Raw genomic sequence first — 23,267 nt, forward strand, 5'->3', positions numbered from 1 at the left:
GTTACTGCAATTGGGCTTGAGTATTTACCCTGTACTGGAGTAATGTCATCTTGTTGTTTATTAATAGAAAATCAAGCTTAAGTACTAACGAATGAGTACCTGGTTTTCGCGTAACCGTTCACCCGCATAGCATTGACAGCAAAAAAAGTGAGACGATCATCTCTTGATCTACTTTTGGCTCTTGTCTGATCCTGTCAGCAGGGCATGCTTTACTTCATGACCAAACAGAAGCCCACACCAGCTGTTCCAGCGCTCACCCTCGAGCAAGCCAATGAGCTTATTTTCAAGCTCCTGGATCGTATTGCCGAGCTGGAAGACCGTCTCAACCAGAACAGCGGTAACTCGTCCAAACCGCCATCCAGTGATGGTCCCGGTACGCCGCCTGTTCGCAAGCGGCCGAACTCGGGGAGGAAGCGGGGTGCCCAACCTGGTCATAAGGGACAACGGCGTGAGCGTCATCCTCACGATGCCCGGCTGACGGTGACGCCTCATTATCCTGCGGCTGATTGCCCTTGCTGCGGTGGCCAGATGCTTACCCATGACAGGCCCCATCGGACTCATCAGGTGTTCGACTTGCCTGAGGTAAGCTACTTTGTCACCGAACACCAACTGTTTCGCCGTACTTGTACACGGTGTATCACCACGACCAAGGCCGAGTTACCCGAGACGGTCAGCGATACGCAGATGGGCCCTAATCTGCTCACCTACATTGCCTTGCAGAGCGGTCAATTTCACCAGAGCATCAGTCAGATACAGCAGCAACTGAAGCAACACTTCGGTCTGACCTTCAGTCGCGGGGCCATCAGCGAAGCACAAGGGCGAGTCAGTGCCATGCTCACGCCGACCTATCAGGCCATCAAGCAGCAGGTCCAGCAGGCGACACATATCCATGCTGATGAGACCCGGCACCAGCGAGGCGGCGAACGACGCTGGATGTGGCTGGCATTAAGCAAGATAGCGGTCTGCTTCATGACGGCCTATGGCCGTGGCCAAGATGCCGCCCAACGCCTGCTGGGCCTGGCACCGGAAGGCGTGGTGGTCACGGACCAATATAGCGGTTATCGCTTTATTGACCCGAGCCAGCGTCAGCTGTGCTGGGCGCATGTTGCCCGTAATGTGGCCGCTATCGCCGACAGCGGCGAACAGGTTAATCAGCCGATTGGCGCGCGTTTGGTATTGCTGGCGGACATGGTGTTTCGCACCCGGCACCGGTGGGAGAGCGGCGGCCTCTCCAAAGCGCAATACCTACGCCGACTGCGGCGCTGCCGGCAAAGCTGGTTACAACAACTGGCACAGGGGGCGTTGGTCTGCTCCAAACGTTACCGTGGTCGTTGCCGGTTACTCATCAAGGATGACGAGATGCTATGGCGCTTCATGGAAGATGATGCCATCGCGTTGACCAATAATGAGGCAGAGCGTGCCTTACGTGGCTACGTGCTGTGGCGCAAGGGCAGCTATGGCGTCTGGTCCCAGCGGGGCGAACTGTTCCGCCAGCGTATTCTGTCGTTGGTGGAAACCGCCAAGCGCCTGGGCCGCTGCCCGCAACAGTGGTTACAGTCGGTGATCCGCGCTTGTATCGAGAAGACGGATTACCCCATTCCAGCAGAATTGTCCCCGTCAAGGTAGTCTCGGTGAACAGATACGTTTTCGCCACTGTCGCCAGTAGGCCATCAGGACTCTGCGCCGGATCCAATGATCCAGTTCAACACAGTGCTGATACCCACTGGCGATGCCAAAGTAATTTATCCAGCCATGTAAATACTGGCTGACCTTAAACAGTTGGTATTTCATCGACACACCCCAGTTGCGGTTCGTGAGTTTCCGAACTTGCTGCTTAAACTTCAGCAGCGTTTACGGGTGCCAATGAATGCGGCTCGCCTTGAACGTAAAACCCAAGAACTTGCTTTCATTGGTTTTAACCACTTCAACGGCTTTTGTCGGTATTTACTACTAACTTCAAGCGACGTTGCAAATACTGGCTGATACTGCACAGTATACGTTCGCCTGCTCGCTGACTCTTCACTACAATCGTGAAGTCATCCGCATAGCGAGCGAATTTATGACCGCGTTTTTCCAGCTCTTTATCCAAAGAGTCGAGCATGATATTCGCCAGTAACGGCGACAGCGGTCCACCTTGCGGCACACCCACTCAACTCTCACCTTTAAACTGGTTATCGATAAACCCTGAGTGGCATGGCCGTACGCGATTTACTTGCCGCTGCCCACCTATACTGGTGTCATTTAACCTGTGCGATCACGGCACCTTTGCCATCAGGGAGCGCGCCATGCCGGGTCTGGTTGTTGATGTTGTTACTTTTACTAAATCTCACCCTGCCGCCCTGAGTATGGTTGCGCTTGGGGCCATTCTGTCGCTCAGCATTGCGGCCGATGTGCTGGCGGCGCGCACCAGCCTGCCACGGGTGTCGTTACTGGTGCTGCTGGGCGTGCTGATCGCCGTGGTAGATCAGTTTTGGCTCGGAGGCACCGGTGGCATCATGCTCAATGGTCTGACGGAGCCACTGATCGAGCTGGCGCTGGTTATGGTGGCCTTTTTACTGGGCAGCGAGCTCACCATTGCACGGCTGCGTCGCACCGGCTGGCTGATCACCGTGATTTCTCTGGCGGTGCTTGTGTGCAGCGTGCTGCTGGTGGGGGCGGGGCTCTGGTTGCTGGGGTTTCCGCTGGCTCTGGCCATTGCTCTGGCGGCCATTTCAGTGGCCACGGATCCGGCGGCGGTGCGCGAAACCGTGCACGGCCGGCACGACACCCGGCTGGCTGCCCGGGTGCTGCTGGGTATTGTGGCCATCGACGATGGCTGGGGCATTCTGGTGTTTGGCCTTGCCATGGCGGTGCTGGGCTGGTTGTCGTCGGGGCATGGCGAGCTGGTGCTGCTGCATGCCCTGTGGGAGCTGGGCGGCGCCGTGCTGATGGGGCTGCTTATCGGCTTTCCGGCCGCCTGGCTTACGGGCCGGCTGGCACCGGGTGAGCCCACTCAGGTGGAGGCCATTGCCCTGATATTGCTGCTGGCCGGCTGCTCTGCCGGGCTGGGTGTGTCGCCCTTGCTGGCGGCCATGACCGCCGGCACCGTCATTGCCAATGTCTCCGCCCATCATACCCGCTCGTTTCGGGCCATCGAACAGATCGAGTGGCCCTTTCTGGTGTTTTTCTTCGTACTTTCCGGCGCCATGATCGATCTTTACCGGCTGAACGACGCGCTCTGGCTGACCCTTGCCTATGTGGGGCTGCGTCTGCTGGGGCGCTGGCTGGGCGGCTGGCTGGGGATTTGGCTGGCCTCGCCGGCCCGGCGGGCAAAACTGCCGGCCAGCATGGGGCTGGCACTGACACCCCAGGCCGGTATGGCCATTGGCATGGCGCTACTGGCGGCAGAGCAGCTGCCGCAGCATGGCGCTGTGCTGTTGTCGGCGGTGGTCAGCTCGACCATTTTGTTCGAGTTGGTGGGGCCTGTGCTGATAAGGAGGGTGTTGAAATGACGGCCAACACCACGGGCTGGCGGTGGCTCCCTGGAATGGAGTGGAATGAATTGTATTGATCTATCATCCCGACCGAGAGCAGTCGAGCTGCCTGAAAAATCAGCGCTTGTGCGGTTATTGTGTATGAAATAGGGGCAAATTTCGCGTGTCGGCATAAATCCACTCGAAAAGTCAGGGAATTGCCATTAACATATCCCCAAATTCAGATTGAAGAAGAAGCAATCCATGTCACTACCTCCATGCCCCAAATGCAACTCCGAGTATGTTTATCAGGATCAGGAGCACCTGATCTGCCCCGAGTGTGCTCATGAATGGAACCCCGCCGAAGTGGCGGCTGAAGATACGCCGCTTACCGCCAAGGATGCCAACGGCACCCTGCTGCAGGAAGGGGACAAGGTCACCGTGGCCAAGGATCTCAAGGTAAAGGGCAGCTCCATGGTCATCAAGATTGGCACCAAGGCGCTGATCCGCCGCATTGTGGAAGGCAAGGATCACGAGCTGGACTGCAAGGTGGACGGCGTCGGCGAAATGATGGTGACGGCGGCGTTTGTGAAAAAAGCCTGAATGTCAGTCAGACAAGCCTGGGCATCGTTTCACCGCGAAAGGTCAACAGACCCTAATATAAGCATGGGTCGGCCGGGCTGGCCTTTATTATTGATATCGGGGGTGGGGCGTGTCGAGGGAATTTAGCGAGTTTATTATTGGTGAAGGCGCCGAGTTCAACCCGGATCTTAATGTGCCTTTTGTGCCTACCGACGAAGTGATAGTGGAAAGCATGCTCGATCTGGCCCGTGTGACGGCGCAAGACGTGCTTTATGATCTGGGCTCCGGCGATGGCCGTATTGTGGTGGCCGCCGCCATGGGGCGAGAAGCCCGCGCTGTGGGGGTAGACATGGATCCACCGCGGCAGGAAGAAGCCCGCGAATTTGCCGCCACCATGGGTATGGATCACCTGGTTGAATTTATTGAAGGTGACTTTTTTACGGTGGATATCAGTCGTGCCACGGTTGTCACCCTGTATTTGCTGCAAAGCGTCAATCTGCTGTTACGGCCACGGCTGCTAACGGAACTAAAGCCGGGCACCCGGGTTATTTCTCATTCGTTTGATATGGGCGACTGGCTGCCGGATGATCGCTGTTATGCCGCAGGTGCACATATTTACAAGTGGATTGTGCCGGCAAACGTGGCCGGCGTCTGGCAATGGCAAGCCGGTGAGCGGCAACACTTTAGTGTGGCGCTGACACAACACTTTCAGCAATTGAGCGCCAAGGCCTGGCTTAACGAGGTGCCGGTAGCCGTGGAAGCCGCCACCTTGCGTGGTAACCGCCTGACGCTGACCCTTCAGGTAGAAGGCGCCGAAAAAGCACAGACGTTCAACTGGAGGTTGAAAAACAGCCAGCTGCAGCCCAGCGCAAATGAGGCGGGGTTTACCCGCGCTATCAGACTGTGATGTGCGAGCCTGGTTATTCTGGGGTTGCTGCCGGCCACCTCGTCCACGCGATCAGCCGCTGCTTTCATCAATCTTGATCAATCAATGATGAAGATCGTAAACCGTTGGCTCGTAGGGCTCCAATTCGTATTTCGATTCCAGAAAGGTCACCAGATCGATCAGCTCGGATACCGTCATGAGATTGTTGTAGACCGGCATGACCGATTTTCCGTCAACCTGAATCGTCGACATGTCGGTGACTTTTGCCAGTCGATGTGAAGGGTTGATGACCGAGGTGACCAGCTCGCCGTAGGTTTTCAGGCTCTTCACCTGGCCCCCCAGGGCAACAGACAGTTCCCAATCTCCCTCCGGCCGTTCATACCCTTCCATGGTATGGCAGCTCAGACACTGCATATCCTTAAATACCTGCTCCCCCTGTGCGATATCTCCGGGCGGCAGACTGAAGCCTTTCGCGCTTGGGTCACAGCCACTCAGCCCCAGGGCCAGCAGCGGAACAATGAATAATAGTGGCGGGCGTCTCATCAAATTTACTCCCTATAAGCATGGTCCGCACCGGATGACATTCCGGGCATCATCTTCAGTCTAGAGCAAGATGCGCCGCTTATGCAGGCCGACAGCGGCGCCATCGGCCCCTTGTGCTCAGCCGTGCGCCGGCAATACATCCGCAAACACAAAGCCGTCGCGGTGAACGATGTCGCCGATGCGGATATCGATGTTGTGCCGGAACATGGGGCCGTCGAAGGCGAAGCTGTGAAACTCGCCGTTTTCGCCACAGGGGTCTGTGCCCTCGGGCAGTTCGGCCAGCAGGACCGGGCTCAGTTCCTGGCCGGCCAGGTGTTCGGGAACCTTGTTCGGATCCAGGCTGGTGATAACGGTGCGCAGGCCGCTGGCCAGCATCTGGCCGGGCAGGGTGTCGGTGGCCGAGCCCCAGAGGGGAAACACCGCTTCAATGCCGGTTCCCTGCAGTTTTTCTTCCCGGTACTGGCGCACGTCTTCCAACAACAGATCACCAAAGCCGAAACAGGCGATGCCCCGGGCCTTGGCGCTATCCACAAAGGCGCCCATGCGCGCCGCGTATTGCTCGTTGCTGCAGGGGAAGGGGATATTGATGATCTCCAGCGGCAGCCCTATGCTCTCTGCCTGTCGGCGCAGCAGCTCGGCCCGCACGCCGTGCATGGCGACCCGCTGGAATTCCTCGTTGACGGTGGTAAAAAGACCCACCACCTCGAACTCGGGGTCTTGCTGCAGTGTGTACAGGGCCCAGGCACTGTCTTTGCCGCTGCTCCAGGACATCAGGGTTTTTCTGGTCATGGGTTTCCTTGATGGGGCCGGCACTCTCTATCGACCGGCATGGGATGACAGGCCCCGATGTTATCACGATGGCCGTATTCGGGTGACGACGGTTGGCCCAGCCTTTTTATTTAGCCCAGCCTTTTTATATGTTTTTTATATAGTCGTTCTGCTCGGGCAGGGTAAAGGCGTTGGGCCGTACTGCCTTGATCTGATCCCTCGCCTGCTGTGGCTCGACCCCAAGGGCCCTGAGCAGCCGGTAGGCCATCAGGCCGGCCCGGCCCGAGCCGGTCATGCAGTGGATCACCACGTCCTTGCCGTGGGCCAGCTGGGTCTGCATGGCCACCAGATTGGCCTGCCATTTGTCTTCACAGACCCGATCCGGCACCCCGTCTTCGTAGATGGGCAGGTGCAGCCAGCGCATCCCCAGGGCGGTCACCAGTTCGGGCAGCTGGCTGACGTTTTTTTCTGCCAGCTCGGCGTCCGTGGTCAGGCTGATCACGGTGCCGGCCCCGTCGAGGTACAACTGGGTCAGGCTGTCGGCCAGGGAGCAGGTTTGGGTGCCGGGGCAAGGGGTCAGGGCCAGGCGGCCCGGCTTGGGGGTGTCGATATACCATACCGGATGGGTGTTGGCTGAATTCATGATGACTCCTTATTCAATTGGACTTAGAAGATGACGAGATTTTTCGCCGGGGCTCTTTCAACTGTAGCCAGTGCCTTGCTGGAGTGGAAAAGCTGAAGTGGAAAACCAGGAGTGGAAAACCAGGGCGTGAACACGAGATAATGTGGAAGCCATGTAAAATACACGCCATGCATCAGGTTGCCGGTTTGCCCGTTAACGCAGTAACAAGGATACCCATGACGATGAATAAGGATGGGGGCGTGAACAGCCCCTGCATCGGGCTGTGCAGGCTCGATGAACATCAAGTGTGCCGGGGCTGTTATCGCAGCATCTCGGAAATCATCGGCTGGGTTGACAAGTCGGATGAGCAGAAAAGACGTATTCTGGCCCATTGCGCCCGGCGGATAGAGGGGCTTGCGTTGAGCTGATCCACCATGAAAAAGCCAGCCTTGGCGGCTGGCTTATATCGGCAGGGGTTATCAGTGGTTATCAGTAGTTGAAACCCATACCCAGTACGTAGGCCCAGGCACCGTCGTCAAAGTTGTCCTCTGCGCTGTCGCCGCTGTCGAACAGGAACTGGTATTCGGCACGGGCCAGAATAAAGGTAGAGGGGAGCACATAATATTTAAGGCCCAGCTCCAAACCGGCTACACCGGTATCCTTCACGCCATCACCATAAATACCACCCAGCGAGGCGCCGACAAAGGGGCGAGCCTGGTGCTGACCAAAGTGGTAGTCGACATAGCCCCGGGTGCTGCCGTTCCAGGCATCATCACCGTTTTCCACACTGGCATAGTTGATGCTTTGACGGACACCCGCCACTGTCTGGTCGGACAAAAACCAACCCAGGTCACCCGAGACACCAAAGGTACCGTTGTCAAAATCCTTGCTACTGCTACCCGCGCCGGACAGGGTTAATTCTCGATCGCCTACTTTGGGACCGAAATCTTGACTGTGCATGCCCTGCGCCAGGGAATAGGCGGGGAGCATGATGGCGCTGGCGCATAGTGTTATTGAAAACTTCTTGATCGTATTCATGAGAAACTCCTTGAATGGATCCATCATAAAAACACTAACCAAGCACTCAAATCGTCCCGTCGCGTGTCCGGAGCCTGGCCGGAATGACGACGTTAAAGTAGACACACTTGAGACCAATCTTTGTTTTTTCTCGGTCTGCAGATGTTTACAGGCCGATCATCCTATCCTAGTACACAGCTTTAATGTAACCAAGTTTCAACCTTTTGTTATCAGTTGCAACAAAAACCAACATGGCGTGCCGTACCCGGGATCGTCAGCTTTTCTTACCCCATACCATGGGCTGATGGCGGCACTACACAGATGTAGACAGGGGGGAAGAATATGTTGATGAACAGGCTGAATGGATGCCGGTTTCCTGACCGAGGCGAGCGTTGATACATATTTCATATCAATGGCTATCATAACAATGGCTATCATATCAGTGGATAGAAAATGTGAACGACAAGATGTCATCTGTCTGGATTTATCGTCCATGCTTACTGTCAGGACTGGCATGTCTCCGTATCGAGCATGAGCAGTGGCGTACAACCTGCTGCACCTTGCGGGAGTCAGGCCCTTGTTAACAGACGACAGGAGCGAAACGATGAACAAGTTAATGTCTGGTACCTTGCTGACCGCTGTGATGCTTGGGTCATTATCCGCCATGGCAGCCGAACTTGCCGAAGACACCTATGACCGGTATGTGAGTGCGGAGGGTGATATTTCTCTACCCGAAGATGCCCGCGCCAGTTGGACCCACCTGGGCTCCTGGATAGTGGCGGATGACAAGGCGCCGGGCCATGGCTTCCACGATGTATACACTCAGCCCGAGGCGGTGCAGGGTTACCGGGAAGCGGGAACATTCCCCGATGGCACCGTGCTCATCAAGGAAATTCGCGGTATCGAGTCGGGTAGCAAAACCACAGGTCATGCCCAATGGGCCGGAGACAAGGGAGTCTGGTTCGTGATGGTGAAAGACGATAAGGGCCGTTTCGATGGTCCCCACTGGGGCAAGGGCTGGGGCTGGGCTTTGTATGAGGCCAAAGATCCCTCGAAGAATGTGTCCAAGAGTTTTGCCGAGACCTGCCAGAGCTGTCACATACCGGCAGAGGCCACCGGTTGGGTCTTTACCGAAGGATACCCGACCTTGAGAAAATAACGGCGATGTTGGCGCGCTCGGGCACCGCCTCTCTTGCGATGGCTATACTGAATACTATTCATCTGGATTCAGTAAGAAAGCCGATGCCTTTGTTCACTCCCATCGTCATCTCTGTTCATGCTCGCTCCATGGTGCTGGCTTTGCTGGCGCTTTGTGGCCCGGTGGCGGCGCAGGACATGCGCGCATACCAGCATGGCATCGATATATTGCCGCTACCAACGGGAGGCTATGTGTCTATCTGGGCTTCTGAACCTGCAGAAAGACTGCGGCTGGGTCCGGTTGGCGGCGAGGACTGGCAGCACAATGTGTACGCTGGTTTCTTGTCTTTTTCGACAGACAGCGCCAGCAAACCACTCTCTGGTCGTAAATCTATGCAGATGGCCCCCTACAAGGTGCATTTTTCTCCCCAGTTACTGCTGGCTGCACCGAATGCCACGGCGCAGGAGCCTGCTAGCTCGGCCATTACGGCTGATGGGCACATAATGGTGACCATGGAAGATGCCTACCAGGCAGAGCATACGCTGATGCAATCTTACGCAATATTCGACACCAGGCTGCAGCCGGTGGCTCCCTATCAACAGATGGTCTTTGATGGCGGTCACTCCGGCCATGTTGCCGCCGTAGGCAACCGTTTTGTGGTGTTTTATTCCGAAGGGTGGATTACGGGCGGCGGCGTCGACAATCTGGGCACGGGAGACGATGTATGGCTCAGTACCTTTTCGTCGACCGGCAAGCCCTTGACCCGAAAAGCCGTGGTGGTGGGGGACGATACCCGTGATTGGTGGCCTGTACTGGCCGGTTCCCCTGACGTGGCACTGCTGATATGGCAACGGTTTATTGCGGGAACTAGCCGGGCCCGGCTGATGTATGCGCTCTACCATCCTCTCACCAATATGATGGTGACCTCGCCCAAGGCCTTGCGTGATGATTTACAATATTATACCTACGATGTGCAATATCTTGCTGCGGCGCGGCAGTTTCTGATCACGGGGACTACCCGGCAACAAACGGGGTTTGCCTATCTGATGGATGAAAGGGGGAAGGTAACGGCGAGCAATACATCATTGCCGCCCTTCGTGCGTGAGGCACAACCGGCTATCAGCAGCGAAAGGCATGGCGGCAATAATGGCAGTATCAGGGAACGGGTGGTCTATCCTGTTTCCCCCTCGGGTTTGATGGTGTTGTCGATCGCGCCCAATGACGTCAGGCTGGCACAAATGATCGAGCATGATTATCTCTGGGGATATGCAGGGACCGACGGTGTGTTTGTCGACAATCATTACCTGTACTTTCAAACCTTGTCACCAAATGGATTGCAGCAGCTTCAAGTTACAATCACAGATGAATAACGCTCTGGAGAAGGAGAGTTCCCATGAATGAGAGAGAGCTGTATCAGAAAAAGGCCCAGGCCAAGCTGGATGAATGGAAGGCCGAGCTGGACAAGCTCAAGGCCCAGGCAACGGCAGCCAGTGCCGATAGTCAGCTGGAACTGAACCGGCACATCGATTCCCTGAATGCGAAAATAGAGCAAAGCGAGCGAAAATTGGATGAGTTGTCCAACAGCAGCGAAGAAGGCTGGCAGTCGGTCAAGCAGGGCTTCGAAAGCGCCTGGAGCACGCTCAAGCAGTCTTTCAGGGACGCCGCCGACAAGTTCAAGTAAACACTATCGTTCAGGTAAACACTATTGTTCAGGTAAACACTATCGTTCCGATAAACACCCACGCCTGGGTCCGGGCAGGATCCAGGCTGCATCCATTCAACGACGCATCCCCGTCACCCTACCCAGCCAGTATCGTGGCCCTATGTCCTTTATCGGGTTCGTTGTGCTTGTCTGAAAGATTCTTAAGTTATTGACCTTGCAGCAGATGCTATAGTTTCAGGCAGTTGGCGAAGTCGACTTCGGGCCGTGATGGCCGAACGGCTGGTGCAACGCTTTTGGCCCATACAAGGATGTGATGATGGCAGACTCCAGTATTTCCCTGTTGTGGAAACAGTTTTACGACAGCCTGACCGATACCGGCGATGCCCTGGGGGTGAGCGGACTCAATTGGCAGGAGCTGGCGGTCGCCGTTGTGGGGCAACTGCTGGTGTCGCTCATGATTCTGGTGTTGTTCGGCACAGTTTATTGGCTGTTCTCCAGCCTGCTCAAGCTGGCGCTGGGGAGAGCCAACTATGGCACCCGGCCCTTGACCTCTGCCAGAACCGTGTTGCGTTATCTGTTGGGGCTGGCGGTCATAGTGGCGATTCTGGCCCAGTATGGCGCCCCCGACGGTGTGCTCAAGGGCGCCGCCCGGGCCGGGCTGATGGCGCTGGCCTTTTATGTGCTCTGGTTGCTCTTGTCTCGCGGTCTCACCTCCAGCCTGTCGCGGCACCATATCGACTCTTCGCTGGAACAGCTGTGCAAGAACACCCTGTCGGTTTCTCTTATCGCCCTGGGCGCCATTACCGTCATGGCCCAGTTCGGTTTCGACGTGCTCTCCATCATTGCCGGTCTGGGTATTGTGGGTATCGCCGTGGGTTTTGCGGCCCAGTCGACCCTGGCCAACTTTATTGCCGGTATCACCCTGCTGATCGAGCGGCCTTTTCGTATCGGCGACTGGGTGCAGATCCACGGTCAGGAAGGCCGGGTGGTGCGCATCGCCTTTCGTACCACCTGGCTACGCACCCGGGACAATGTTTTCAGCATGATCCCCAACGAAAGCGTGGCCACCTCGGACATCATCAACTTCAGCGCCGAAGGGCCGACCCGCATTCGCATTGCCCTGGGCATTGCCTATAAAGAGTCGGTCGAGCGGGCGCGGGAGGTGATCATGCCGCTGTTGCGCGCCCATCCCATGGTGATCACCAACGAGCAGATGAAGCCCAGGGTGCAACTGCGCGAGCTGGCGGACTCGTCGCTGAATCTGAGCGCTCAGGTGTGGGTGCGGGCGGAGGATGTGGAGGTAAAGGGCCGAATTTCCTGCGAGTTGCTGGAAAGCATCAAGCAGGGGCTGGATGATGCCGGTATCGAAATGCCCTTTCCCCATCTGCAGTTGTTTATCGATGAAGCCAAGGGCCTGGAGCCCTGGCTTAACCGACAAGACAAAACGGTGGCCTCGAAAGACGAACCGGGCACGGATTAATCCGGCAGGCCCGGCAATGGCTCGGCCTGCGCAGGTTGTGGACGAGGGACGAGTCCCAACATGTCGGCAGTCGGTACGAAGGTTGGGATTCGCTACGCTCATCGCCAACCTACGCTCAGCTCTGCGGCCAGTTGATCGGCCACCTGGTCCCATGCGGCGGCGAGGGCGCGCACCAGGGCCGGGTAGCCGTCGTCGGTCAGCGGTTGTTCCACCCGAAAACCGGCCTGTTTCAACAGGCGCCCGCGGCCATCCAGCAGTTGCCATTGGCCCTCGGCCAGGGCCATGCCGTCGTGATGGCCCTGAAAACGACTCACCTGAATTCTAATGTCTCGTACCGGCACGCCGCCTAGCAGCGGCTGGCCCTTGCCCACCACCTGCGCTCGGGGCAGGCTGAGCGCCAGCCGCTGCCGCAGCTGCTGTTGCAGCTGTTTGCCCAGATCTTCGGCCCACCGGTGCTGGCGCGCCTGATATACCTCTATGTCGTTGAGCTGCAGCACTATGCCGTCACTGTCCAGATGGCCGGCGACGCCGATCGGGGCCACGGTAATGGCCAGCGCAGTCGGATATTGTTGCGTGGGCGCCGTGGCCGGCAGCAGATAGCTGGACGGAGCGGGATCGCTGCCGGTGCACCCGCTCAGTCCAAGCAGGAAGGGGCCGAGCAGCAGGCTGAATGCCAGGCCTCGGGTGCGGGGAGTCATTCTCATTTCCTGGCCCTCGGTTGGGGGTCTTCGGTGACTTGCTTGTCAAAGATCAGGGCGTTGGGCTGATCGCTCAGGGTACGCACCACCGGCTGCAGATCCCGCATCAGTTTTTCCAGTCGCGACAGGGTCTGGGTCAGCTCGTTGTAGCCCTGAGAGTCGGGGGCAAAGCCCTGCAGGGTATCGCGCAGCTGGCGCAGGGTGGTGTTCATGTTGTCCGGCAACTGGCCGGTGGCCGGATCCGCCAGCAGCGCATCGACCGAGGTGGCGATGCCGTTGACCTTGTCCATGGTTTTTCGGGTGCTGGCCAGGGTCTGGTTGAGGGTATCCAACACAGGTTCAATCTGCAGCTTGTTCAGCTTGTCCAGCAGGTTGGACACCTTCTGTTCAATCTGGGCGAAGCCGCCGGAGGTGGTGGGGAATACCTGTTTATCTACGAAGGTCATGTGCTGGAAGGGCTCCGCTTCCTTATAGAAGTTGAGATCCACAAACAGGGCGCCGGTAAGCAGGTTGCCGGCCTTGAGCGAGGCGCGCAGGCCATGGTTGAACATGCGATCCAGTCGCTGTTGCCACTGCTCTGTGTCCATGTCCTGTTCGGTGTCGTCGAAGCGCTGGGGCTCGATACGGATCAATACCGGAATGGCGAAGCTGCTGAGCGAGTCGGGCTGGGGCGCGGTAAAGTTCCAGGGCACGCCGACCACGGTACCGATGCGTACCCCCCGATATTCCACCGGGGCGCCGGGGCTCAGGCCGCGTACCGTGTCGTCCAGCAGCATTACATATTCCAGATACTGGCCGTAGCGGCCTTCCTTGGCGCTGTCTTCATCGTTGAACAGCACGTAGTTGGCGCCTTCTTTGGCCTGGCGGCCCATGGAGGCATTGTCGGGCACGCCGAAGGTGATGCCGCCGCCGATCAGTGATTCCAGCGAGGCGACATTCACCTTGAATCCTTCCGAGTCCAGCCGCACATCCACGCCGGAGGCGGTCCAGAAACGGGTGGTGCTGGTCACCAGTACCTCGTAGGGCGACTGGATATAGAGCCGATGGCGCATTTGCCGTTTTTCCGGATCGAAATGGCTGTCTTCCACCCGGCCGACCGTATAGCCCTGATAGGTCACGGGATCGCCGGTGGAAATGGCATTACCCACCTGGCTTATCAGATTGATGCGCAAGCCTTCGGCATCGGGAGGCGCCACCGGCGGTTGTTCCAGCACCTCGAACACCTCTTTGCTTTTCTCGCTGCTACCGGGCAACAGTTGAATGTAGGCCCCGGACAGCACAGTGCCCAGGCCGCTGACGCCCTCGCGACCGATGCGGGGCTTGACCACCCAGAAGCGGGTGTCCTCGTTGAGCATGTCTTCTGCCTGGGGGCTCATGCGGGCGGTGATCTCCGCATGTTCGAGATCGTCCGACAGCCTGACGGTTTCTACCCGGCCCACTTCCACATTTCGGGTCTTGATCAGGGTCTTGCCCGCCTCTATGCCTTCGGCGTTGTCCATGATCAGGGTGATGGAGGGGCCCAGTTTGCTCAGGTTGTCGTAAATCATCCAGGCGCCAATCAGCAGGGCCACCAGAGGAACAATCCAGATGGGAGAGAGGGAACGCTGGGGCCGCCGCTCGGCGCGCTGCTGGGGGTCAGACATGAGAAGATTCCTTGGGTGGACGCTGCGGTCCGGTAGAAGATAAGTCTGCGTGTTCCGATGGGGCGGCGCCCTGCCAGATGCTGCGGGGGTCGAACATCATGGCCGCCAGCATGGTCAGCACCACCACGCTGGTAAAGGCCAGGGCACCGGCACCGGGCTCGATGGACATGATGGAGCCATTGCGGATCAGGGCCACCAGAATGGCGACCACAAACACATCCACCATGGACCAGCGGCCGATAAACTCGGTAATGCGATAAAGGCGGATACGGCTCAGGCGGCCCAGGGGCCGCTGTTGCCGGCGCACCACATAACAGAGCCACAGCAGCGCCAGCATCTTGCTGACCGGCACCAGCACGCTGGCGACAAAGATGATCATGGCAATGGGAAAGTCGCCTTCCCGGATGAACAACAGCACGCCGCCGAGGATGGTCGACGGCGTGGTATCACCGAGCGAAGTGGTGATCATGATGGGGTAGAGATTGGCCGGCAGGTACATCACCACAGAGGCGACCAGCAGGGCCAGGGTAACCTGGTTACCGGCGCGATAAGGGTGCAGCGGCTCGTGGCAGCGCTGGCAGCGGCCCTTGCCGCTTTCCGGCAGGCGATTGACCAGGCCGCAGGTGTGGCAGCCGCTCAGGCCCTGCTCGGAGGCGGCAAGGCCAATGCTGGCGCCGGCGGGCGCCCGGGGCTCTTTATCGAGCGAAAACCACAGCCAGTCGCGGTCCACCGACTGGGTGGTCAGCAGCAGCAGCAGCGCATAGGCACAGAAGGACCAGAACGACAGCCCCAGCTCGATGTGGGCCATGCCGATGATCTTGATAAGACTGACCAGGGTGCCGATCACGAACACATCCGCCATCATCCAGGGGGTAACATGGCGCAGGGTGCGGGCCAGCTGTCGGCTGTGGGGCAGGGGGTGTCGCAATAACAATCCCAGGCACAGCCAGGTCAGGCTCAGCAGATAGATGGCGGGCAGCACTATTACCGTCAGCAACACGCTCAGGGCCACCAGTGGTTGATGCATGCCGATGAGGGTCGACGCGGTTTCGGTCAGCTCGATGCGGTTGCCGATGCCGCTGATATCGAAGCTGATAAAGGGAAAGGCCACCGACAGGGTCAGGGTGATCAGGGTGGCGATGGCCAGGGCCAGGCTGCGTTCGGCCGGATTGGCATGACGGCGCACCAGGGTGTGGCCACAGCGTGGGCAGTCGGCTTTTTCACCGGGGTGGAGTGATGGCAGCGCCAGCAGCAGATCGCATTCGTGGCAGACACGCAAGCGCCGCCGCGACACGCTCTTGCGAGGGTGAGCTACAGGGATTGATGAGGACGCGGCGCCATGTTCAGCCAATGCGGGGTAAAGCCTCCGGATACAACAGCGAGTGCTTGATACTACGACAGTTTTAGGTCCTACTCCAGCACGGCATTGCGCCCGGCATGACCGCAACGAAAAAGGCCCCGCAGTGCGGGGCCTTGCCGTTATTCATGACCGATCATCAGATGACGGCGGCGATGCCGTCACACAGGGCGTCGATGTTCGACTTGGTGATGCCGGCCACGCTGATGCGGCCGGAGCCGACGATGTAGATGCCGAATTCGTCCTTCAGGCGGGCGACTTGCTCCTTGTTCAGGCCGGAGAACGAGAACATGCCGTTCTGACGGGCGATAAAGCTGAAGTCCTTGTTTACGCCGCGGCTGGACAGCTTCTCCACGAACAGGGTGCGCATTTCCTGAATGCGGTCACGCATTTCGGCCAGCTCCGCCAGCCAGTCCTGATACAGCTCGGGATCGTTGGCCACAATGGCGACCACGTTGGCCCCATGAGACGGCGGGTTGGAGTAGTTGGCGCGGATAATGCCTTTCACCTGGCTGAAGGAGGTGTTGGCGGTCTCGGCGTCTTTGGCGACCAGGGTGAAGGCACCCACGCGCTCGTTGTACATGCCGAAGTTCTTGGAGAAAGAACTGGCAATCAGCAGCTCGACATTATGCTCGGCAAACACCCGCAGGCCGTAGGCGTCTTCTTCGATGCCCTTGGCAAAACCCTGGTAGGCGAAGTCGAACAGCGGCAGCCAGCCTTTTTCGGCAGACAATTTGGCCAGTTGTTGCCACTGGGCTTCGGTAGGGTCGATACCGGTCGGGTTGTGGCAGCAGCCGTGCAGCAGCACCACATCACCGGCCTTGGCCTGGGCCAGATCGGCCAGCATGCCGTCAAAGTCCAGATCCTTGGCATCGGCGTTGTAGTAGCCGTACTCTTTCACTTCCAGACCGGCGGCGGTAAACACGGCTCTGTGGTTGGCCCAGGTGGGGTTGGAGACCCAGATGGTGTTGGTGTCGAGCTGACGGGCGATAAACTCACCGGCAATGCGCAGGGCACCGGTGCCACCCGGCGCCTGGGCGGTGCGGGCACGCTGGCTGGCGATAATGGCGGAGTCGGCGCCGAACAGCAGTTGTTGCACCACGCGGCCGTAGGCCTCGATGCCTTCTATGCTGAGATAGTTTTTGGTGGTTTGCTCTTGCACCAGGCGGGCTTCGGCTTTTTTCACGCAGCGCAGTACCGGAGTCTGGCCGGCTTCGTCTTTATAGATGCCCACGCCCAGGTTGATTTTGTCGGTACGGGGATCTTTGCGGAACGCATCGGTCAGGCCCAGTATGGGGTCGGCCGGTGCAGCAGTGACCTTCTCAAACATAGTCTTGTTAAATCCTTGTAGTAAAGAGTGTCTTCGGGTCGCAAAGCGCGACAGCCCCTAGTTATATCATCTGCGGCCTCATTAAAAAACGGCTTTCAGTGCTGAATCGGTACCGATTTTGCCAGCGCAGGATGAACCAGCAGCCAGTAACAGCCGAGGGCCAGCCAGGCACAGAGCGTCATCACCAAAGCCATGGGCAACGCCGAGGTAACATGACTGGCATTGACCGCGAAGGTGGCGATGGCGCCGAGACCAAAACGCGTGGTACCGGCAAGGGCGGCGGCGGTGCCGGCGACTTCGGGAAAATGGTTGAGCAGGCCGGCCATGGAATTGGCGCCGATCAGGCTTATCTGGGCAATCAACAGCATCACCGGCAGCACTATGCCCCAGAGGCCACCGATCCCGGTAACGGCATTGACAATCAGTGCCAGGGCGGCGAGTGCCGCCAGAGACAGCCCCAGTTTGAGCAGCCGATCGCTGCCCAGGGTTTTGACCAGCCGGCTGTTGGCGAAAGTCAGCACCATCATCAGCAGAATGTTCATGCCGAACAGCAGGCCGTAGTGCTGGGCCGGCACCTGAAACAGCTCGATGTACACCAGCGGCGAGCCGGAAATAAAGGCAAACATGGCGGCGGTGGTAAGCGCCCCACACAGAATGTAACCCAGGGCCGCCCGGTGGCGCAGTATCTTGCCGTAGTTGTGCAGCACCGGCAGCAAGCGGAAGGGCTGGCGTAATTCCGGCTTGAGGGTTTCGGGGATCCTGATGGCCAGCATGATGGTCACCAGCAGACCGATGGCGGCGAGCAGGATGAAAATACTGTGCCAGTGCGCGATCAGCAGCAGGTAGCCGCCGATCAGTGGTGCCAGTAGCGGGGCCAGCGTCATCACCAGAATCACCATCGACATGACTTTGGCAAACATGTCTCGCTCGAACATGTCTTTCAGCAGGGCATTCAGCACCACAGAGCCTGCCGCGCCGCCGACAGCCTGCAGCAGACGAAAGGCCATCAGTGCTTCAATGCTGTCGGCCGTGGCGCAGCCCAGGCTTGCCAGAGTAAACAGGATCAGGCCGCCCAGCATGACCGGCTTTCGCCCCACCGCATCGGCCAGCGGGCCGTAAAACAGCTGGCCCAGCGCAAAGCCTGCCAGAAACACGCTGATGGTAAGCTGAGCCTGAGCCACCGGCACGCCAAGGTCGTGCGCTATGGTCGGCAGGCTGGGCAGATACATGTCGATGGCCAGGGGAGTGAGGCCGGCAAGGCAGGCAAGTAACAACAGCAAGGAAAGGGGCAGGCCCATGGATTCATCCAGAGAGGGTAGGGAACCCCGATTTAAACATGATAATCATTATCATGCAAAAAAACGACGTCGCAAGATGGTGCATGGATCACATGTAAGTCTCTGATCCGTAGGGTCGACTTATTCTAGGTAAGAGTATTCGACCAATGGCGTTGCACCGAGATTGGGCCGGTCCAATGAATTGGATCCTACTGGCTTGCGCCGCATAAACGGATGCCCACGGGTGTCACTGACTGCCGGCTGATCAGGACACCGGCCGGTACGGATAGATATGCAGCCGGGGGATCAAGGGATCGTCGGTAATGCGGGCGGCCCGGCGCTTGCGGCTGGTGGCGGGCGGGTAGTGGCCGAGCGCGGTGATCGCCGGCAGCTCGTCCTGACACAGCAGCAGCGGCAGGTGCGCCTTGACCTGTTGCTGGCGCGGGGTGAGCTCTTCACTCCAGCGTACATTAACCATGGGATGGGTCTTGACCGGGCGGCGCAGGCGCAGCTCGACGCCCGGCGGTAGCCGCTTCACGTCGTAGATTTCCCTGTCCACACACTGCAGCCAGGTCTGGGCGTCGGTCAGCGGCGGGGGCGACAGCCGGGCGTCGCTGAGCTGCTTGACCAGTTTGTCCTTGTCGATTTTCTGGATGATCTGCTTGTTGGCCCAGGTAAAGCCGAGGCGAGACACCGAATGTGGCAGCAGCACCAGATGGCGGTAAACCTGCAGGGTAATGAGGCCGGGCAGGGTGTCGTGCACCAGGGCAAACTTCTGGTCGCGGCCTTCGGCCTCCTGTACCTGGGCCCGAAACTCGCCCTTGAGCCGGTTGATGTCTTCCGTCAGCGCTTGCAGCTCCGGTTTGAGCGCCGCCGGCAGCACCAGATAGCCCGGCAGCCGAAAGCTGGCCTTGGCCGAGCAACCGGGCCGGATATACCACTGGCGATAACCGTCCAGTGCGGCCGTTATCGCCGCCGCGCCATCAAGCCGGGATACTTCTATGTGGGTGACCGGCTCGTGCTCGTCGCCGCTGGCCACATCGGGCAGGGGAAAGCAGCAGGCATTGACCGGCACCGTGGCGGCGGTTTGTGTGATCAGATCTGACAAGGCCGCCATGGCGGACTCGAGTTCACTAAAGGTATGACGCAACCGGGCGGCAGGAGTAAACATAATATTATGCCAACATACAATGGATGACTCTGAATGTAGCAGCCGGCAAGACCCGGCGCAATAACCCGGCTTTGCAGGGCAAATATCGGTCAGGAGGTTTGAAAGGAATAGTTCGTCTTTATTTTACATAATACATTTCGTTACGAAATTTATGATTTCTGTAGCCGCCACTTCAGTTGGCGGGCCTTGCGGAGCAAGGCAACCAAATCAAACCAGGGCGCCATGCCTGAACATGACGGTGTACCTGCATGATCGCGCCGCATAAATGGGCGCCTTGGAGCTTAGGTATCGTCGTTTTTCGTAGGGTCGAATTTATTCGACCAAGAGGGCTAAAGTGGTCCTGCATAGACGTTTTGCCTGCGGCTGCAGGCCCCACATTCGGCTCGTGGCTACCTTCAATTTATCATTGTCTTCAATTCATCAATGTCTTGAATACGTCATTGTCTTCAATTCGTCATCCAATCTTTACCCGATGTTCATTTTCGGCTTTTACAGTGGCGCCTTTGTTAATGATGCAGTAGATGCAGAGGGTGAGATGAAACGACGCGACTTTCTTCAGGGCATGGCGGTACTGGGTGGTGGTCTGTTGTTAAGCAAAACGCCGGCCATGGCGGCCACCGGCCAACCGCAGCAGCAAAGCGGCATTCAGATTGGCGACGTGCTCGCCAACAGCGCCATTGTGTGGGGCCGCAGTGATCGCCCGGCACGCATGTGGGTGGAGTGGGACACCGATCAGGGTTTTGCCCAAGCCAAACGGGTGCGCGGGCCCTGGGCCCTGTCGCCCAGTGACTTTACCAGCCGGATAGAGCTGACCGGTCTGCCCGCCGGTCGTCGCATTCACGTGCGGGTGGGTTACAGCGAGGCCGGCAATGGCGAGTTTTCCGAGTGGGAAGTGGGCAGCTTTATGACGGCGCCCGTTGCCCTTGGCCCGGTACGCTTTCTCTGGTCCGGCGACACCGCCGGGCAGGGCTTTGGCATCAACCCGGAAGTGGGCGGCATGACCATTTACCGTACCATGGCCGAGCAGGAGCCCGACTTCTTCGTGCACAGCGGCGACACCATCTATGCCGATGTGCCCATTCCCGAGCGTATCGAGGTGGAAGACGGCAAGGTGTGGAAGAATCTGGTTACGCCCGAGGTGAGCAAGGTGGCCGAAACCCTCAACGAATTTCGGGGCCGCTACCGCTATAACCTGATGGACGAGAACGTGCGGCTGTTCAACAGCAAGGTGGCCCAGATATGGCAGTGGGACGATCACGAAGTGGTAAACAACTATTCCGCCTCCAAGGATCTTACTGCCGATGCCCGTTATCAGGTGAAAAGCCCCACCCTGTTGCAGGCCCGCGCCACCCGCGCCTTTTTCGACTATGCGCCCATTCGCCGCAGCGGCTCCGAAGGCAGCGAGCAAGTCTATCGCAGCCTGCCGTTCGGCCCGCTGCTGGACCGCTTTGTGCTCGACATGCGTTCCTACCGCGGCCCCAACAGCGCCAACCTGCAAACCGAGGCCGGGGAAGACACCGCCATTCTGGGCAGCACTCAGGTAGACTGGCTGCTGGCGCAGCTTAAAGCCTCCACCGCCACCTGGAAGGCGGTGTTCTGCGACATGCCGCTGGGGCTGCAGATAGCCGACGGCGACACCAAATGGGAGGCGGTGGCCAACGGTGACCAGGGCTCGGCAAAGGGCAGGGAGCTGGAAATCGCCCGGCTGCTCAAGGGCATTAAAGACGCCGGCATTCAAAATGTGGTGTGGTTTACCGCCGACGTGCACTACACCGCCGCCCACTATTACGATCCCGCCAAGGCCGGCTTTAACGACTTTGCGCCCTTCTGGGAATTTGTATCCGGCCCGCTGAATGCCGGCAGCTTCGGCCCCGGCAAGGTGGACGACACCTTTGGCCTGCAGGTGGTTTACGAGAAGTCACCCGCTACCCAGAACCTGTCGCCCCTGGCCGGGCTGCAGTTCTTCGGCCAGGTGGACATAGACGCCGAAAATCGGGCCATGACCGTGATCCTCAAGGATCTCAACAACGACACCCTGTTTACCAAGGTGCTGCAACCCGCCTGATCACTCTTCACTCTGCACTCTACAAATAAGAGGCACCCGGCCCGCAATGCGGGCCGTTTATTTAAGGGGCTCAATTGAATTTTGAATTATTCTTCGGTTGCGTCAGAATAGGACGCTTATTGAAAGAGCTGCAACCAGGCCGATCGCCTGCAAGGTCAGGCGGTAGCGTGGGCGCTGTTTAAAGCGACGAATTAATGTGGTTGATTTTTGTCCGGTATGGCAAGGAAATCGAGCGGACTGTGTGTGCCGGCAAAATGCTGGCCGAGCACATGGGTATAAATCTGGGTGGTACGCACATCACTGTGGCCAAGCAGCTCCTGGACCGTTCTGATATCGCGGCCAGCTTCGAGTAGATGGGTAGCAAAGGAATGGCGAAAGGTATGGCAACTAATGCGTTTGTTATTGATGCCTGCTTGTCTAACCGCTTTCTTCAGTGCTCTGCGTGGCACCGAGTCATGCAGGTGGTGTCGGCAAACCTCACCGGTAACGGGGTGTTTGCACAAACTGACGGATGGGAAAACAAACATCCAGGCCGGTTGTCGAAAGGCATTAGGGTATTTTTTGCCAAGGGCGAAAGGCAGTGACGGGCCGACGCCTTTCAGGTTATCTGCCTGCTGAATCGACAAGGCGCTTTCTATCTGCTGGTGCAGCATGCCGTGAAGCCGGTGGCTTAACATGGTTTTTCTGTCTTTATTGCCCTTGCCGTTGCGCACGGTGACAGAGCTGTCGCTAAAGCCGATATCCTGCACACGAAGCCGCAGACACTCGGTGATCCTGAGGCCACTGCCATAAAGCAAAGAGAAAATCAGCTGGTTGCGTTCATCCAATTGTTTGAGAATTAAAGCCACTTCGGGCTGGGTGAGCACGACGGGAAGATTGCGATATTGAGTGGCATGGTGAAAATCCAGTTCACCAAGCTCGATGTTCAATACCTTGTGATACATAAACGCCAAGGCATTGAGAGCGGTTTTTTGCGTGTTGACGGCAACATGACAATCGGCGGCCAGCCAGGTAAGAAAGCTTCGAACCTCCGGCCCACCCATGTCGCTTGGGTGACGCAACTGATGAAAGCGAATAAACCGTTTGATCCAGTGCAGGTAGGTTTTTTCGGTGCGTAGGCTATAGCCGCCCAGGCGAAGCTCCCGGCGAATGCGATTCAAAAACGGACTGGCAGCCATGGTTTTTCTCACTCGCTGTTAACTGTACATAAATACAGTATATTGCAAGCTGTGAGGTTTGCATGCGCGTTATCAACAGAGCGTGCGCGTGTACAGCAGCAAGATGGAGGAAAAGTCAGTAAAATTAATGATTTAGAATACGATGATGCAGATAACGAGCAAAGCTGTGTAGATATTGAGCATGCTCGTTTTGAGCGCGCAGTTGTTATCCTAAAAGAGAAAAATGATCCTATAATCATAAGCTTATAGATTTTATTTAACGCATGCACTTGAACATATATGCGCATGCTCACTATTAAAATGTTAAGCGGTAGCAAGGAACTAGCATCGTGCTATTTGAAAAACCGAATCTAAAAAGGCCTATATCGCTTGATCTAGTCGGGTTGATTTGTATCGT

Annotated in this window: 23 protein-coding genes; 10 read left to right on the plus strand and 13 right to left on the minus strand. The window is 57.8% G+C overall.

Going from position 1 to position 23,267, the window contains the following annotated elements:
- Positions 1-216 precede the first annotated feature (216 nt).
- Complete coding sequence (tnpC, locus tag HNR62_RS15225) at positions 217-1,626, plus strand: IS66 family transposase (RefSeq protein ID WP_204796929.1); 1,410 nt, start codon at positions 217-219, stop codon at positions 1,624-1,626.
- On the opposite strand, the gene HNR62_RS16245 is transcribed toward tnpC, so the two are convergent.
- Complete coding sequence (locus HNR62_RS16245) at positions 1,618-1,848, minus strand: group II intron maturase-specific domain-containing protein (protein WP_476703925.1); 231 nt, start codon at positions 1,846-1,848, stop codon at positions 1,618-1,620. The genes tnpC and HNR62_RS16245 overlap by 9 nt on opposite strands.
- A gap of 76 nt (positions 1,849-1,924) precedes the next feature.
- Positions 1,925-2,149: a reverse transcriptase domain-containing protein gene (locus HNR62_RS16250; RefSeq protein ID WP_338044118.1), complete on the minus strand. Its 225-nt coding sequence runs from the start codon at positions 2,147-2,149 to the stop codon at positions 1,925-1,927.
- Positions 2,150-2,285: 136 nt separating this feature from the next.
- Between HNR62_RS16250 and HNR62_RS15235 the strand changes: the two genes are divergently transcribed.
- The 3 genes from HNR62_RS15235 (at position 2,286) to HNR62_RS15245 (ending at position 4,941) form a co-directional block, all read left to right on the plus strand.
- Positions 2,286-3,491, plus strand: coding sequence for a cation:proton antiporter (locus HNR62_RS15235; protein ID WP_239552856.1), 1,206 nt, complete (start codon positions 2,286-2,288; stop codon positions 3,489-3,491).
- A gap of 225 nt (positions 3,492-3,716) precedes the next feature.
- Entirely contained in the window at positions 3,717-4,055 is a 339-nt protein-coding gene (locus HNR62_RS15240; protein ID WP_204796930.1) for a zinc ribbon domain-containing protein YjdM, read from the plus strand.
- Between the two features lie 109 nt (positions 4,056-4,164).
- Positions 4,165-4,941 (plus strand): methyltransferase domain-containing protein, encoded by a 777-nt coding sequence (locus HNR62_RS15245; RefSeq protein ID WP_204796931.1) that lies wholly within the window; start codon positions 4,165-4,167, stop codon positions 4,939-4,941.
- Between the two features lie 81 nt (positions 4,942-5,022).
- Here the strand turns inward: HNR62_RS15245 and HNR62_RS15250 are convergent, their stop codons facing one another.
- The 3 genes from HNR62_RS15250 to HNR62_RS15260 form a co-directional block, all read right to left on the minus strand.
- Positions 5,023-5,463 (minus strand): c-type cytochrome, encoded by a 441-nt coding sequence (locus HNR62_RS15250; RefSeq protein ID WP_239552857.1) that lies wholly within the window; start codon positions 5,461-5,463, stop codon positions 5,023-5,025.
- A 117-nt stretch (positions 5,464-5,580) separates the two neighbouring features.
- Complete coding sequence (locus tag HNR62_RS15255; RefSeq protein WP_204796933.1) at positions 5,581-6,252, minus strand: Dph6-related ATP pyrophosphatase; 672 nt, start codon at positions 6,250-6,252, stop codon at positions 5,581-5,583.
- Positions 6,253-6,376: 124 nt separating this feature from the next.
- The gene (locus HNR62_RS15260; RefSeq protein ID WP_204796934.1) at positions 6,377-6,874 is read right to left on the minus strand and encodes a phosphatase domain-containing protein; all 498 of its coding nucleotides are present in this window, start codon (positions 6,872-6,874) and stop codon (positions 6,377-6,379) included.
- Between the two features lie 215 nt (positions 6,875-7,089).
- Between HNR62_RS15260 and HNR62_RS15265 the strand changes: the two genes are divergently transcribed.
- Positions 7,090-7,281: a DUF1289 domain-containing protein gene (locus tag HNR62_RS15265; RefSeq protein WP_239552858.1), complete on the plus strand. Its 192-nt coding sequence runs from the start codon at positions 7,090-7,092 to the stop codon at positions 7,279-7,281.
- Positions 7,282-7,342: 61 nt separating this feature from the next.
- Here the strand turns inward: HNR62_RS15265 and HNR62_RS15270 are convergent, their stop codons facing one another.
- Positions 7,343-7,891, minus strand: coding sequence for a hypothetical protein (locus HNR62_RS15270; protein ID WP_204796935.1), 549 nt, complete (start codon positions 7,889-7,891; stop codon positions 7,343-7,345).
- A gap of 583 nt (positions 7,892-8,474) precedes the next feature.
- On the opposite strand from HNR62_RS15270, the gene HNR62_RS15275 reads away from it, so the two are divergent.
- From HNR62_RS15275 to HNR62_RS15290, 4 genes are all read left to right on the plus strand, one after another.
- A complete protein-coding gene (locus HNR62_RS15275) occupies positions 8,475-9,029 on the plus strand; it encodes a cytochrome P460 family protein (RefSeq protein WP_204796936.1) in 555 nt (184 codons plus the stop codon).
- 5 nt (positions 9,030-9,034) lie between these two features.
- Positions 9,035-10,378, plus strand: a complete 1,344-nt coding sequence (locus tag HNR62_RS15280) for a hypothetical protein (RefSeq protein ID WP_204796937.1) — start codon at positions 9,035-9,037, stop codon at positions 10,376-10,378.
- 23 nt (positions 10,379-10,401) lie between these two features.
- On the plus strand, positions 10,402-10,689 hold the full coding sequence (locus HNR62_RS15285) for a sll1863 family stress response protein (RefSeq protein WP_204796938.1): 288 nt from the start codon (positions 10,402-10,404) through the stop codon (positions 10,687-10,689).
- A 295-nt stretch (positions 10,690-10,984) separates the two neighbouring features.
- Positions 10,985-12,151 carry a mechanosensitive ion channel family protein gene (locus tag HNR62_RS15290; protein ID WP_239552859.1) on the plus strand — a complete coding sequence of 389 codons (1,167 nt, stop codon included), beginning with the start codon at positions 10,985-10,987 and terminating at the stop codon, positions 12,149-12,151.
- Positions 12,152-12,249: 98 nt separating this feature from the next.
- Here the strand turns inward: HNR62_RS15290 and HNR62_RS15295 are convergent, their stop codons facing one another.
- From HNR62_RS15295 to HNR62_RS15320, 6 genes are all read right to left on the minus strand, one after another.
- Positions 12,250-12,849 carry a PqiC family protein gene (locus HNR62_RS15295; protein WP_204796939.1) on the minus strand — a complete coding sequence of 200 codons (600 nt, stop codon included), beginning with the start codon at positions 12,847-12,849 and terminating at the stop codon, positions 12,250-12,252.
- Positions 12,850-12,851: 2 nt separating this feature from the next.
- Entirely contained in the window at positions 12,852-14,492 is a 1,641-nt protein-coding gene (gene pqiB / locus HNR62_RS15300) for an intermembrane transport protein PqiB (RefSeq protein WP_204796940.1), read from the minus strand.
- On the minus strand, positions 14,485-15,771 hold the full coding sequence (locus HNR62_RS15305) for a paraquat-inducible protein A (protein ID WP_239552860.1): 1,287 nt from the start codon (positions 15,769-15,771) through the stop codon (positions 14,485-14,487). The genes pqiB and HNR62_RS15305 overlap by 8 nt, the downstream gene beginning before the upstream one ends.
- A gap of 217 nt (positions 15,772-15,988) precedes the next feature.
- On the minus strand, positions 15,989-17,179 hold the full coding sequence (locus HNR62_RS15310; protein WP_204796942.1) for an amino acid aminotransferase: 1,191 nt from the start codon (positions 17,177-17,179) through the stop codon (positions 15,989-15,991).
- A 95-nt stretch (positions 17,180-17,274) separates the two neighbouring features.
- Positions 17,275-18,477 carry a Bcr/CflA family multidrug efflux MFS transporter gene (locus HNR62_RS15315; RefSeq protein ID WP_204796943.1) on the minus strand — a complete coding sequence of 401 codons (1,203 nt, stop codon included), beginning with the start codon at positions 18,475-18,477 and terminating at the stop codon, positions 17,275-17,277.
- Positions 18,478-18,721: 244 nt separating this feature from the next.
- Complete coding sequence (locus tag HNR62_RS15320) at positions 18,722-19,627, minus strand: DNA replication terminus site-binding protein (protein ID WP_204796944.1); 906 nt, start codon at positions 19,625-19,627, stop codon at positions 18,722-18,724.
- A gap of 535 nt (positions 19,628-20,162) precedes the next feature.
- Here HNR62_RS15320 and HNR62_RS15325 point away from each other — a divergent pair.
- Positions 20,163-21,692, plus strand: coding sequence for an alkaline phosphatase D family protein (locus tag HNR62_RS15325; RefSeq protein WP_204796945.1), 1,530 nt, complete (start codon positions 20,163-20,165; stop codon positions 21,690-21,692).
- Between the two features lie 191 nt (positions 21,693-21,883).
- Here HNR62_RS15325 and HNR62_RS15330 read toward each other — a convergent pair whose 3' ends face one another.
- Positions 21,884-22,870: an integron integrase gene (locus HNR62_RS15330; protein WP_204796946.1), complete on the minus strand. Its 987-nt coding sequence runs from the start codon at positions 22,868-22,870 to the stop codon at positions 21,884-21,886.
- Positions 22,871-23,267: the final 397 nt, after the last annotated feature.

Origin of the sequence: Oceanisphaera litoralis (genome assembly GCF_016907015.1) — a bacterium.
Taxonomy (GTDB): Bacteria; Pseudomonadota; Gammaproteobacteria; order Enterobacterales; family Aeromonadaceae; genus Oceanimonas; species Oceanimonas litoralis.